The sequence below is a fragment of the Virgibacillus pantothenticus genome (assembly GCF_018075365.1).
Classification (GTDB): Bacteria; Bacillota; Bacilli; order Bacillales; family Amphibacillaceae; genus Virgibacillus; species Virgibacillus pantothenticus.
The window spans coordinates 3,196,482-3,209,982 of sequence record NZ_CP073011.1 but is presented as its reverse complement, the minus strand read 5'-3'; the positions used below and the strand labels follow the sequence as shown (position 1 = coordinate 3,209,982).

General features: G+C 34.3%; 14 protein-coding genes and 1 CRISPR repeat array. Of the genes, 12 read left to right on the top strand and 2 right to left on the bottom strand.

All coding sequences use genetic code 11. The annotated features are described in order from the left end of the window. Window positions 1–85 precede the first annotated feature (85 nt). Window positions 86–439: a helix-turn-helix domain-containing protein gene (locus KBP50_RS14915; protein ID WP_050351251.1), complete on the bottom strand. Its 354-nt coding sequence runs from the start codon at window positions 437–439 to the stop codon at window positions 86–88. Between the two features lie 153 nt (window positions 440–592). On the opposite strand from KBP50_RS14915, the gene KBP50_RS14910 reads away from it, so the two are divergent. The 5 genes from KBP50_RS14910 (at window position 593) to KBP50_RS14890 (ending at window position 3,421) form a co-directional block, all read left to right on the top strand. After that, the gene (locus KBP50_RS14910) at window positions 593–841 is read left to right on the top strand and encodes a helix-turn-helix transcriptional regulator (RefSeq protein ID WP_050351250.1); all 249 of its coding nucleotides are present in this window, start codon (window positions 593–595) and stop codon (window positions 839–841) included. Between the two features lie 353 nt (window positions 842–1,194). Further along, window positions 1,195–2,205, top strand: a complete 1,011-nt coding sequence (locus tag KBP50_RS14905) for a Bug family tripartite tricarboxylate transporter substrate binding protein (RefSeq protein ID WP_050353427.1) — start codon at window positions 1,195–1,197, stop codon at window positions 2,203–2,205. A gap of 19 nt (window positions 2,206–2,224) precedes the next feature. Next, window positions 2,225–2,674: a tripartite tricarboxylate transporter TctB family protein gene (locus KBP50_RS14900; RefSeq protein ID WP_050351249.1), complete on the top strand. Its 450-nt coding sequence runs from the start codon at window positions 2,225–2,227 to the stop codon at window positions 2,672–2,674. A gap of 11 nt (window positions 2,675–2,685) precedes the next feature. After that, complete coding sequence (locus tag KBP50_RS14895; protein ID WP_157858453.1) at window positions 2,686–2,829, top strand: hypothetical protein; 144 nt, start codon at window positions 2,686–2,688, stop codon at window positions 2,827–2,829. 1 nt (window position 2,830) lies between these two features. Then, entirely contained in the window at window positions 2,831–3,421 is a 591-nt protein-coding gene (locus KBP50_RS14890; RefSeq protein ID WP_050351248.1) for an aminotransferase class I/II-fold pyridoxal phosphate-dependent enzyme, read from the top strand. Window positions 3,422–3,726: 305 nt separating this feature from the next. Continuing rightward, window positions 3,727–4,019: direct repeats of the CRISPR family, unit length 32 nt; unit sequence ATTTCAATCCACGCACCTATACAAGGTGCGAC. Window positions 4,020–4,287: 268 nt separating this feature from the next. On the opposite strand, the gene KBP50_RS14885 is transcribed toward KBP50_RS14890, so the two are convergent. Then, window positions 4,288–5,007: a GntR family transcriptional regulator gene (locus KBP50_RS14885; RefSeq protein WP_050351247.1), complete on the bottom strand. Its 720-nt coding sequence runs from the start codon at window positions 5,005–5,007 to the stop codon at window positions 4,288–4,290. Window positions 5,008–5,165: 158 nt separating this feature from the next. Here KBP50_RS14885 and KBP50_RS14880 point away from each other — a divergent pair, with 158 nt between their 5' ends. The 7 genes from KBP50_RS14880 (at window position 5,166) to KBP50_RS14850 (ending at window position 13,498) form a co-directional block, all read left to right on the top strand. Next, window positions 5,166–6,491 (top strand): 6-phospho-alpha-glucosidase, encoded by a 1,326-nt coding sequence (locus KBP50_RS14880; protein ID WP_050351246.1) that lies wholly within the window; start codon window positions 5,166–5,168, stop codon window positions 6,489–6,491. A gap of 218 nt (window positions 6,492–6,709) precedes the next feature. After that, entirely contained in the window at window positions 6,710–7,453 is a 744-nt protein-coding gene (gene chbG / locus KBP50_RS14875) for a chitin disaccharide deacetylase (RefSeq protein WP_050351245.1), read from the top strand. Between the two features lie 4 nt (window positions 7,454–7,457). After that, window positions 7,458–8,861 (top strand): PTS transporter subunit EIIC, encoded by a 1,404-nt coding sequence (locus KBP50_RS14870; RefSeq protein ID WP_050351244.1) that lies wholly within the window; start codon window positions 7,458–7,460, stop codon window positions 8,859–8,861. Window positions 8,862–10,041: 1,180 nt separating this feature from the next. Further along, window positions 10,042–10,605: an RNA polymerase sigma factor gene (locus KBP50_RS14865; protein WP_232231188.1), complete on the top strand. Its 564-nt coding sequence runs from the start codon at window positions 10,042–10,044 to the stop codon at window positions 10,603–10,605. Continuing rightward, complete coding sequence (locus KBP50_RS14860; protein WP_050351243.1) at window positions 10,602–11,360, top strand: hypothetical protein; 759 nt, start codon at window positions 10,602–10,604, stop codon at window positions 11,358–11,360. The genes KBP50_RS14865 and KBP50_RS14860 overlap by 4 nt, the downstream gene beginning before the upstream one ends. Further along, entirely contained in the window at window positions 11,361–12,242 is an 882-nt protein-coding gene (locus KBP50_RS14855) for an ABC transporter ATP-binding protein (protein WP_050351242.1), read from the top strand. Further along, on the top strand, window positions 12,242–13,498 hold the full coding sequence (locus KBP50_RS14850) for an ABC transporter permease (protein ID WP_050351241.1): 1,257 nt from the start codon (window positions 12,242–12,244) through the stop codon (window positions 13,496–13,498). The genes KBP50_RS14855 and KBP50_RS14850 overlap by 1 nt, the downstream gene beginning before the upstream one ends. The last annotated feature ends 3 nt before the right edge of the window (window positions 13,499–13,501 follow it).

Here is a 13,501-nt window from a genome sequence, read left to right as displayed (position 1 = left end):
AAACTTTCTGAACTTCTTTTTGGAATGAACTTCCAATAGAAAATTTCCTCATAAGTCTAAATGAAGAAATTTTTCTACACCTGTTTTATTCCTCTTTAAAAACATCCCAAATCTTTTTAAGTCGATGCAAATCCTTCTCTCCATTGCTTGGTAATTCTCTATACCAAAGTTCTAATTCTGGATCATTAGCAAAGGCTTTTAAAACTTCATCTTTATGATGGTTTTGATTACTATTTCCTACTAGGTAATCAATAGTTACATTATAAAATTGTGATAAATTTTTAAGCATTTCTATATCTGGCTCTACATGATTGTTCTCATAATGTGAATACCTAGCTCGAGAAATGCCAAGAGATTTTGCAACATCTTCCTGTTTTAAGCCTTTTTGTTTCCGTAGAAACTTCAATCTATTTCCGAATACAGGAGAGTTCTTTTTCATATGACCACCTCAAATTACCTCTATTATAACGGACAACCGATAAAATGTTTATCTATGATAATAAAATTTTCTAAAAACCATTGACGATAATTAGTTTATCTTTTATAGTGTTTATAATGATAAAAAAGTTATCAAACGGAGGGAGAATAGTTAATGGAACGAAAAGCACTTACACAGCTTAGAAAGAAACATCAATTGACTCAACAAGAACTAGCAAAAGAATTGGGCATTTCAACTATTTATGTCAGAAAAATCGAAAAAGGGGATGCTGATCCTGGTAGAGATACATTAGTGAAGTACGAATTGTTCTTCAACGAAGATATAAAAAAGCTTTTCCCAGATATTTTTTATGGAAGTAATGAGATTGATAAGGAAAAACAAAATGATAAAGAAGTGATCTAATTCCTTGTAAAAAATTTTAGCATATAAAACATTCTTATCATTGTTAGAAATGCATATGCAACATACGTTTCAAGGTGGGCTCAAAAAATGAATGAATAAAACTTATTATATGGTTAGCGCCCAAAAAGGGGTTGTTCTAAAATTGGCTGCTCCAAAACCAATAAGATGTAGTTTCATTTCATTACTTTTTACTATAATTTAGTGTCAAAAATGACTTAGTGACCTTTTTGGGTGAGAGCCATTATATTTTTTATGTATCTCAATTAAAAGAAACCGCTATAGATTGCATTAGAAAATCCATCATCAACTATGAAAAGCTCTTACAGGCGAATTTTTTATACAAAAATGAAAGGATGATTACGTTGAGAAACAAATGGCTACTAATTTTTGGTTTTGTAAGTTTGGTTACTTTAATAGCTTGTTCCAATAACAATAAAGCGAATAATGGGGAATGGACACCAGAAGAACAGATTGAAATTCTTGCTCCTGCTGGTGCTGGGAGCGGTTGGGATACAACTGCCAGAATGGTTACAAAAATATTTGAAGAAGAAGGGATGATAGAACAAGATATTGGAGTGGTAAATAAACCCGGTGGAGGGGGAGCGGTTGGTTGGGCTTATGTGGCTGAGAAAGCAGGAAATCCGCATCATTTGTTTATAGCTTCTCCTCCATTAATTGATGTACCGTTAAATGGTCAATCCCAGTATGATCACACGGATTTTACGCCAATTGCTAATGTAATTGCTGATTATGGTGCTTTTGCAGTAAGAGCAGACTCGAAATGGAAAAACTTAAATGACTTGTTTGAAGATATGAAGGAAGATCCTTCTTCCGTTACAATAGTTGGCGCATCTTCTCCTGGGAGTATGGATCATATTCAATTTGTAAAAATTGCCAAGGAAGCTGGAGTAGATATTAAAAAAATTAAATATGTATCTGAGCAGGATGGAGGAACATTAACAGCTTTATTGAACGGAAGTGTTGATGTTTATTCAACTGGTGTTGCAGAAACAATTGAACAGGCAAAAGCAGGAAAAATAAAAGTTCTTGGAGTTACATCTGAAGAGCGGTTAGAGGGAGAAGTCATTTCTGAATATCCAACGGTTAAAGAACAGGGAATTGACTCCAATTTTGTGAATTGGAGAGGCTTTTTTGCACCACCTAATATAGATGGAAATGCTGTGGATTACTATGTTTCTAAGTTCAAAGAATTAAATGAATCAGATGAATGGAAAGAAATTAGGAAACAGTATGGTTGGGATGAAATGTTCATGTATGGTGAGGAGTACAAAGATTTTTTAGATGAACAGCAAGAAGAGGCTAAACAATTACTGGATGAACTTGGAGTATTAAAAAATAAATAGGGGGAAGGGGGTTTTTAATATGTTAAAACCGTTAAATAGGAAGATTGCACTTTTTCTATGGTGCCTAGCTGCCATTTATCTTTTTTTCGCTTTTAGATTACCATCATATGCTTATGTACCGATAGATTCTAATGCTTTGCCAATAATATTAGGAATATTATTATTATTACTTTCAATCACTTTATTTTTTGGAAAAGGACACTCCGAAAAAGACAAATTTAATATAAGTAAGGCTGATTTACTGAAATTACTTGGTGTATTTGTGCTCATTATTTTTTATGCTAGTTTTTTAGAAAGCTTAGGGTTTCTAATTGTAAGCATTTTCTTCATATTCTCTTGCTCGTATTTATTGGGGTATAGAAAACATGTAATTAACGCTTTTACAGCTGTTCTCGTACCATTAACATTTTATCTTTTGTTTACAAGTGTATTACAAATTCGTTTGCCACAAGGAATCATGCCTTTTTAGGGGAGGTTATTATGGGAGGTTTGGAAGGAGTATTATCTGGATTTCAAGTTGCTTTTAGTGTAGAAGGGGTTATTTTTGTTTTTATCGGTGTGTTGGCAGGTACTTTTATTGGTATGTTACCAGGATTAGGTCCTATGCGATTGTTATGGTGTTAAAGTGATCTCTGATGATATTCATATGGATATTATTTATCGGAAAAATAAGTATATTCCAATTATTAATGTTGCCTCAGAACTAAATAATGTATTTATATGTACATCAGGTAGTAAAACATTCAATACACCTAGTTTAGGTGGATCATATGTTATCATTCCGGATCATAAAGTGAGAAGTAAGTATTTATCTTTAATGAAAGATCGGGATGGTTTAGGAAGTGCTCCCATATTTGGTATGGTTGCACTAATAGAAGGATATAACTATGCCGAATATTGGGTTGACGAGTTACGTAAATATTTATATCAAAATATGGAAATAGTGTATGACTATTTAAAAAAAGAGCTTCCATTACTACACTTTTCAATACCTGAATCTACATACCTAGCTTGGATCGATGCTAGCAAACTAAACGCAAGTAATAAGAAGATTCAAGATTATTTGGTTCATGTAGGGAAGGTAGGTATTATGTCTGGTGAAGTATACGGAGAAACTGAAAAATTTCTAAGAATGAATATAGGTTGTCCAAAAGAGAAATTATATGATGGGTTAGAAAAATTAAAGTTTTCGGTGAATCACATGTTAAACGCTTAATGTTTTGAGTGTTTTACAGAGTTCTGTTTTTATCCTGTACATAAGGTGCTTTAAGTCTCCCACTTCAGGAGTTGGATAATCTGTGGGAGATAACAGCAGCACCTAAATACTCGATTTGTGCAGAGGCCTTTAGGTCATACCATACTAACAATCAGTGGGGGAACGAATGTAAACCTCCACTGATTGAAGATTCACTTTATTGGCATGGTTAGATTACTTCCGTGTTACCACTATTTGATAAAGCAGTTGATTCTTTTTCTTCCAATCACACACCTATACTTAGCCTTCGAAACTCTGCTGCTAAAATTTCAATCCACGCACCTATACAAGGTGCGACAAAGGCAAACACACCACAGGATGAGGAAAACGCTATTTCAATCCACGCACCTATACAAGGTGCGACAAATCCTTCGCGTCCACTTCGTAAAAATTCGCCTATTTCAATCCACGCACCTATACAAGGTGCGACAAGAAATACTTTTAGCACTATTGGATTTAGCAAATTTCAATCCACGCACCTATACAAGGTGCGACGCTAAGAGACAAGTTAATAACCTTAAAGATAAATTTCAATCCACGCACCTATACAAGGTGCGACTGCGATTTCTTCCTAAAAATTTACAAAAGTCGTATAAAAGTGCTTGTTTTAAAGAGAAAATCAATAATAATGCTTAAATAGTCGTTATTTTAACTCCATAAATTCCCATAAAGTGGTTAAATAGAGGTGCGAATCCCCCGGGGTTTTCATGTGCACTTCAGGTTCGCACTAAAAATAAGCTAATTTTAATTATGCACCTCTATTATACGACAGTTTAAAATAAAGATCACTTAACTATGATAAAATCAACAAAAGAATCACTACCTAGTTAATGGTTCTTTTCTGAGATGAATTTAAAGGAGTATTTTTTCGGGTGGTAATATACTTTAGAATACTCAAAGGGCTTCCCATCTTCAAACACTGTAAAGGCTTTTAAAAATAGCAATGGTTGATTATCCTGCAATTGCAGGATTTTTTTTAGCTCTTCATTAGGAAGAATTGGTATTAATTCACCGTACCTCTTGTCAATGGTGTATCCTTTATTTTCAATATAATTGTATTTAGATTTTTTTATCACCTCAATAGAAAAATCAGGAAACAAATCAACGGGTAGAAAAGATTCCTCCAATAAAAACGGCTCATGATCTGCATAACGTAGTCGCTTCATATAGTAGACCTTTTCATTATTCGAGATATTTAAAATCTCTTGAACTTCATCTGTAGGATCCGTCAACTTAAATTCTAATACTTCATTTTTGGGGTTATTTTGCAATTTTTGCATCTCTTCAGTAAAGCCCTGTAAATGAAGAATATTATGCTCTACTTTGTTGTGGGCAACATACGTCCCGCTACCTTGTATGCTATAAAGTAATCCTTCTTCAACTAAAAGCTTTATCGCCTGCCTAACGGTGACTCGACTAACTTCATAAGTCTTTGCTAACTTTGCTTCAGCTGGGATGGCGTCACCTTTAGCAAGTTTAGATCCGATAATATCTTCCTTAATTTTATTTGCTATTTGCCTATATAGTGGCAAAGAATTATTCCACATTCATTTCCCTACCTTTCATAATGCTACATTTAGTTTACCATTTGAATACGAATTCTCATAACTAAACAATATAGCTTAGAAGTTGTATTAAAATTGTATTGTTTTTGTATTAGTTTTATGCTATTATGTATGTAATACATCTGAAAGGGGTTTCGCATATGAAGAAACAAAATTTAGTAATCGTCGGTGGCGGAAGTACTTATACTATTGGAATGATCATGAGTCTAATTGCAGAAAAGAAAAATTTTCCCTTAAATTCAATAACATTTTATGATAATGATGAAAAACGTCAGGAAAAAGTTGCTAAAGCAACCTCCATCATTTTAGATGAATATTATCCAGAATTAGAATCTTTCCATTATACAACGGATAAAGAAACAGCTTTTACTGGAATTGATATTGCTTTTATACAAATCAGAACTGGTGGACTTCAAATGCGCGAGCTGGATGAACAAATCCCATTAAAATATGGGGTAGTCGGACAGGAAACATGTGGTCCAGGTGGGATGGCATATGGATTACGCTCTATTAGAGATATGATAGAGCTTGTTTACGATATTAAAAAGTACTCCAAGGATGCTTGGATTCTAAATTATACAAATCCAGCAGCCATTGTAGCAGAAGCGTTGAAAAGAGAATTCCCGCAAGATCCTAAGCTATTAAACATTTGCGATATGCCAATTGCTATCATGCATAGCTTTGCAACGATGCTAAACAAAAACATATGGGATTTAGTCCCATCTTACTTCGGTCTCAATCATTTTGGCTGGTTTACGAAAATCGAGGATAGTGAAGGGAATGATTTAACCCAAATCATCAAAGATACTATTATGGGTGAAGGATTTGTACCTACAGATCAGGAAATTGCTAATGATCAATCATGGCAGCAGACATTTGAACAAGCAAGAAAAATGCTGATTGATTTCCCAGAGTTTCTACCAAATACGTACTTGCAATACTATCTCTATCCAGACGATTTAGCTAAAAAAGAAAGCCTTACGAATACTCGTGCACGCCAAGTAATAAATGGGCGGGAAAAAAGAATAACCGAGCTTTGTAACCAAATTATTCAAGACAAATCTACTAAAAACGTTGAACTACATGTTGATATTCATGGAGTTTACATGGTCAAAGCAGCAGCTTCGTTAGTTTATAACTTAAAACAAACATATATTGTCATGGTAGAAAATAACGGAATTATTTCTAACATACCAGATGATGCTATGGTTGAAGTTCCGGCCTTGTTAACAGCTAGTGGTCCTAAGCCTTTCTCTGTTGGTAAAATCCCAACTTTTTATAAAGGTTTAATTGAAAATCAGTTTGCTTACGAAAAGTTAGTCGCAGATGCATACTTTGAAAACAGTTATACCAAAGCTCTACAAGCGTTAACCTTAAATAGAACGGTTGTTCACGTTCCTACTGCAAAAGCTATACTTGATGATTTAATTGAGGCTAATAAAGGCTATTGGCCAGAATTGCAATAAGAAAGACGGTAAGTTCTTGTAGCTTATGAATGTATAAACTAGAAATTTTTTAACGAATAAAAGTTAGGACATAAGGGGGTGGTTCTTGCTTTTGGGATAAAAATGGTCAACGTAATTGCTGTGGTAAAACGCGTTCATTTTTTTGATTAGATACAGGTAATGTTAGTAAATGCAATTTTCTAACAATAAAATCACCAACATAAGGGAAGGGATTAAAAGTGAAAAAACTAATTATCAATGCTGATGATTTTGGATATTCACGCTCAGTTAACTATGGAATAATTGATGCGCATACAGATGGCGTGCTAACGTCCACAACTTTAATGACCAATATGCCTGGTGCAGAACATGCTTATCAATTAGGAGAAAAACATAAAACACTAGGAATTGGCGTCCATTTGACACTTACATGTGGAAAACCAATCTTAAAGAATCACCACACATTAGTAGATGCGGATGGAAATTTTAAAAAGCTTTACCATTACCAAAAACTATTCCATATTGATACAAATGAATTATATGCAGAATGGAAAGCGCAAATTGAAGCATTTTTAGATTCCGGACTTGCGCCTACTCACTTAGATAGTCACCATCATATTAACAACTTAGAACCTATATTGCCTGTATTCCTAGAATTAGCGAAGGAATATAAGTTACCAGTACGCCACAATTTTAAAATAAAACCCGAATTTGGAACACTAATCACAACAGATCATTTTGAATACAATCCTGAAATACTATTAGGAGATGTAAACACAATAGTAGAGGAGTATAAAGAAGCACAAACAATAGAAATCATGTGTCATCCTGCTTATTTAGATAAATCGTTAATGACAGGATCATCTTATGCGACACCACGGATTGAAGAATTAGCAATGCTTATACATCCAGATGTAAAGAAAAAATTGCAACAACACTTTCAATTAATGACGTATCGTGAGTTAGAAAAAGAGGAGGCTTAAAACGATGAGAAAGTTTATGCAGAAGCTTGGTAAATCCATGCTTATTCCAATTGTTGCGATGCCGATAGCTGGTATTTTATTTAGACTAAGTGCAGGAGATTTATTGGATTGGAAGTTGTTTCAAGCTGCAGGGGTCATTTTTGCGAATATGGATATGCTGATTGCCATTGGTATCGCAATGGGACTAGCTAAAACAAAGGATCGTGGCATACCTGCGCTAACAGGCTTCTTAGCAATAACTGTTTTAAATGAAGGATTAACCCTAATGAATCCCGACTTAGATATGAGTGTTTTTGGAGGTGTTATAGCTGGTTTAATTGCAGCAGGCATCTATAACCGATTTAAAGATACAAAATTGCCAAGTATGTTTTCGTTTTTTGGTGGAGAAAAATTTCCAATTACAATGATTATTTTAACGATGATACCTGTCGCAGGAATTTTCTCTCTCATATGGCCCTATGCTCAACAAGGTATTGATTCATTTGCTCAAGCTCTCGTTGGTCTAGGTGCAGTAGGGATATTTATTTTTGGATTTTTAAATCGCTTTCTTTTACCGTTTGGATTACATCATGTGCTAAATACGTATATTTATTTTGGTCTTGGAAGCTATGAAAATGCATCTGGGGAAGTTGTAACCGGAGAAATTACTAGATTTATGAATGGAGATCCAACTGCTGGATACTTCCTTGGTGGATTTTTTATCGTCATGATTTTTGGGGTTCCAGCAATAGCTTTAGCTATAGCGAGAGCCGCTCATAAGAAAAAGAAAGCGGAGACAAAAGCGTTAATGAGTTCTGGAGCATTGACGTCAGTTGTTGCCGGGTTGACAGAACCAATTGAATTTACCTTTATATTTACGTCACCATTATTATACTTTATTCATTCCGTATATACCGGCTTAGCAGGAGCGACTTTATATTTATTCGGCGTTAGGCACGGATTTTCGTGGGGAGGAAGCGTCATTGATTATGGTCTAAATTTAAGTCTTTCTGACAGCGGTTTAATGATCATCCCTATTGGATTAGCATTTGGATTACTCTATTATTTTACATTTTATACGATTATTGTTAAGAAAAATATAAAAGTTATCGGTAGAGAAGATGATGTGGAATTCGGTTTTCAGGCAGATGAAAAGGAGCAGTCCTTGAAGCTCTCGCACAATAAATTTGAATATATGGCAAAAAAGATATTGGAAAATATAGGCGGCAAGGAAAATGTAGTCGATTACGAAAACTGTATGACACGCCTAAGGTTGGTAGTTAAAGACGCCTCTCTTGTTGATGAAGATAAAATAAAACAGACGGGTGCACATGGCGTAGTTAAAGTCGATAATAAACATATCCAAATTATTATCGGTCCTGAGGCGGGAACAGTTTTGACTGAATTTAAAAAGCACATAGAGAAGTAAGGTCGTATAAAAAATAAGTGTAAAATTGGGTGAGAACTATAATTTTACACTTATTTTTTGCTGTTATCTGAAAGGTATTGTAATAAAATGAGTAAAGCTTAAGAGCGCAATGAATCCGTGTAAGGGTAAACGCGCATTGCATTGAGAAAGTTGGGCAATAAAGCAAGAAAGTCGCGTATCAAAATAGAAAAAAAACGCGTCAAGACAAGAAAATGAACATGTACACCATAGATTGTGTATGTCGCCGCTCAATAATATGACGTTATAAATAAGAGTAAAGTTAGACTTTTAGTCAACAAACAGGGATGTTAGACATATGTACTCTCCATGTCTGCTAGGATTAACGAGTGCGTTTAGCACGGTTGTACAAGTTACGATCAGGGCGAACCGCAGGCGGAAAAATACATTTCAATCCACGCATCTATATAAGGTGCGACTGCGTTCCTCTAAAAGTTTACAAAGACAACGAAAAGTACTTATTGCAAAAGGGAAAGTCAAAAAACAAGCTTTATTTCCTTAATTTTATTCCACTTATTTACATAAAGAAAATAAATATTGGTGAGTCCCCGGGATTTCTATGTGAACTTCAGGTTCGCATCAAGCTAATTTTAATACTATTTCTTATCACCCATTTACATTCAATTTGGCTGTACCTGAACCCATAGCAATATATGAAGTTATTATGCACTTGTGAAAAATGTGGGCATCTACATCACTTATGAAATCCTCAAAACCTTTCTCTTCTAAAAAGATTTCAAAGGAAGATCTGAGAATATGTTGATTATAATTAAACTTTCTCTTTTAGTTAACTCTTCTGCAGTAGCAAGAGAATTGTCTTCATCCCTTGCTCTCCTTTGTTCATTATAATGTTGTAGGGAGCAAATTCAGATAACGTTAAATATGTGAAAACATAATTTGAATGAAAAAACAGCTAATTTGCCGTTAGTTGCATTATGAAAAATTTTGCAAGTCCCCACGGAATGGATGGAGAGTCTGTGGGTGATTTGTTGTGTAGTGAAGTTTTATACGTATTTTTGGGCGAAATGGTGAGGGATACAACTGGCAAAGGGGGCAACAGTAATTGTCTGAAAAAGCTTATTTTTAAAATGAGAAAACTATTTTTCGCTTCATTACGAATATATAAGTAGGCAAGATGGAGATAGTGAACGGATGAACGGATGTGATCACAAGAGTAATGACACAGGAAATGAAGTGGATAAAGGCAATCAAGAAAAAATCAAGTGAACAGGCAGCAAATCAACTTATAAGCAAGTACTATCACGAAGTTTTTGGATTTATTTATAAACAGACGTTAGACCGCGAGCTTACAAAAGATATCACGCAAGATATATTTATTAGCGTACTAAGAACCATTCATAGCTTTGATGGCAGGGCATCATTTCGAACTTGGTTGTATAAAATTGCTAACTCAAGGCTGATCGATCATTATCGATCAAAATACTATAAGCAAAACAAAAAGACGGAGCCCATTGATGAAAAAACGGTTTACGAATCGATTGAATTTACGATAGATGTAGAAACGAAGGATGAGGCTCGTAAAGTGTTAGAAGTGCTTGCCAGGTTTGATCGAGAACTTCAACAGATTGTAAGACTGAAAATATATGGTGAGTATACATTTTCGGAGATAGCAGCGAGTTTAGAGCTTCCAGAGTCAACAGTAAAAACGAAATATTATGCGACGATACGCAAACTAAAAAATATATTAAAAGGAGAATGGAGATGAAAAATAATTCAAAAGATATTCCGTATTTGGATGAAAAGTCAATGCAAAGAGAAATTTCAACCATTATTATAAATGGATTAGACCCTAAAGCTTCTTTTTGGTCCTATTTAGCAACCATTTATCAACAGATTGGATTTAAATTTATGTTTAAAGACTTTGTAGAAATAATTTTCACATTACTTATATCTGTTATTATTGTTCTCGCATTTATACTCAGCACTATCGAATATATCCATATAAGAAATGTTAATTTGTATACGATTGTATTTATTTGGTCTCCGATGACGTATATGGTGATGGCGTATTTGTTCTTTGTGAATCAGAAGCAAAAGACAACGTATGAAGTGGAAATGACTTGTAAATATAATCTCCACCAGTTAGCAGCTTTTCGTATGCTCATGTTTAGTGTGATTAGTATGATTATGAATGGTCTGTTTATATATGCATTAATGTTTCAACATGCTTTAAATTATTTCTATGCATTTTTATTATCAAGCTCGTCATTATTTTTGTTCGCGCTAGTATTTTTATATGTGCAATTTCATACAAAAACTCGTGCTTCTAAAATAATTCTACTAATTATGTGGTTATTCAGCAATTTGCTCGCGTCCTATTATAGTACGAGCTTTTATCTGAATTTCTTAAAACAAATTCCGTTTTATGTGTACGGAGTTATTACTATAGTTGCGATCGTTTTTTATGTGAAAAGTTTAAAAGGATTATTATTTACCCAAAAAATGAAGGGATTGATTTAAGTGCTAGTTTTAAAGGATGTAAGCAAAAAGTTCGGTAACTTTACAGCACTAGAGGATATAAATCTGGAATTCAATAATGGAATCTATGGTTTATTAGCACCTAATGGGGCTGGAAAAACAACATTAATTAAAATGCTTGTTACGCTTTTATTTCCTACTAAGGGTAAAATCGAATATGACGGAACCGAGATTACGTCACTTGATGAACAATATAGAAATGTACTAGGCTATCTTCCTCAAGAGTTCGGTTATTACAAAAACTATACACCGGAAAAATATCTAAATTACTTAGCCGCATTAAAAGGACTGGACAAGAAAGAGACGAAAAAAAGAATTTCAGAACTGTTAGAACTTGTTGGTCTAGGAGATGTTACGCGAAAAAAAATGAAAAAGTTTTCGGGTGGAATGATACAGCGTGTCGGAATTGCACAGGCAGTGTTAAACGATCCGAAGATTCTTATTCTCGATGAGCCGACTGCAGGATTAGACCCGAAGGAACGAGCACGTTTTCGTAAGATATTAACAACCTTGGCGCGCGATAGAATTATTATTCTCTCTACTCATATTGTTTCAGATGTTGAATCAATTGCCAAGGAAATTATTATGATTAAGAATAAAACCATTCTATACAAAGATACAGTAGCTAACATTAGTAATACTCTAGATGGGAAAGTTTTTGAAGCAGAAGTAAGTTTTTCAGATTTGAATGTCATCCGTGAGAAATATCAGATCCTCTCGGAAAGACAAGAGAGAGAAAAAATGACCATTCGATTTATTACTAGTGATCAAACGAATGAAAAGTGGAAAAGGGTTACGCCTACCTTAGAAGACGTCTTTCTGTATGTTTATGAAGATGACGAGACGCTGGCAGGTAGTGTGTAATGATAATCAAAGAGGAATTATTAAAACTAGTTAAAATGCCAATTATTCCGGTAATTATTCTGTTTTTTATGGCTTTAAATACTGTAATTGTGATGAGTCATTCCTATTTTAAGGAAGACCTGTCCGTCTTAACCGATCTTGTTGATACTTATGGATATGAAATAAATGAAAACATGATGAAAGAGTTTGGAAAGGATTATCAAGACAAGATTGCTTGGGTAAATGAGGTTGCCCCTGATGATAATAAGGTTTATCAACACTCCTCTGAATTACTATCGGACGATTCAATCCACTATGAAAATAGACTTAGCAATAGCGACTATCAAAGACTGCTGAAATACAGCATTATAGAGGGTTATTATTTAACGGCACAGGATATTGATAAAGCATATGACAGTATAGATCTGGATGGCAGTGCAGAATATCTGATTCGTATGTATGGATTTACAGATAGTGCTGCAGAGGAGATAAGAGCGCAATATCAAAAATTAGCACTACGACTAGATGAACTCATTGATAATGGGGAACATAAGAACCTTTTTTTTACAGGAAAAATATATAAAATGCATTCGCTCCTTTTTAAAGACATTGGAAGGGCGTTAATCTTTGAGCTAATGATTTTGGTTGTATTAATTACTGCTACTATAACAAATTACGAGTTTGAACATCGAACAGCTCTTGTTACCTATACAACCAAAAGAGGACGGAAATTAATCATCGATAAACTAATAGCAGCCATGATTACAAATGGGTGTGTCATGTTTGGATTAATTGGCATGACACTTGGTGCTTTTTTTCTGACTTATGATTATTCAGGGCTATGGAATGTCCCCATAAGCAATTTTTTTAATACGGAAATGCCACTTCCCTATATTTCATGGTGGAACTTATCGTTTATCGAATACGTTGTCTTTTTTGTTCTCTTCATTGTCATTACTCAGCTACTATTCATGGGAGTTTGTTTGATTCTATCTATCTATTTAAAGAACACATACTTGGTATTTTTTGCTTTTCTGATTTTACTTGGTTTAGGGATAGCAATCCCAGGTTTTGCTCCGATGAATAGCAAGTTGGTGTTTCTACTACATTTTAATCCGTTTGCTTTTATTTTAAATCCGCATGAATGGCTGATGGGAAATGGACCATTCACAATCCATTGCTATTATGAAATAGTTACAATTGTTCTATGGGTATTTCTCTTAGGAATTGTAGGTAGCTATAGCGTTTATCGTTTTTACCGGCAGCAATTACAGTAAGGA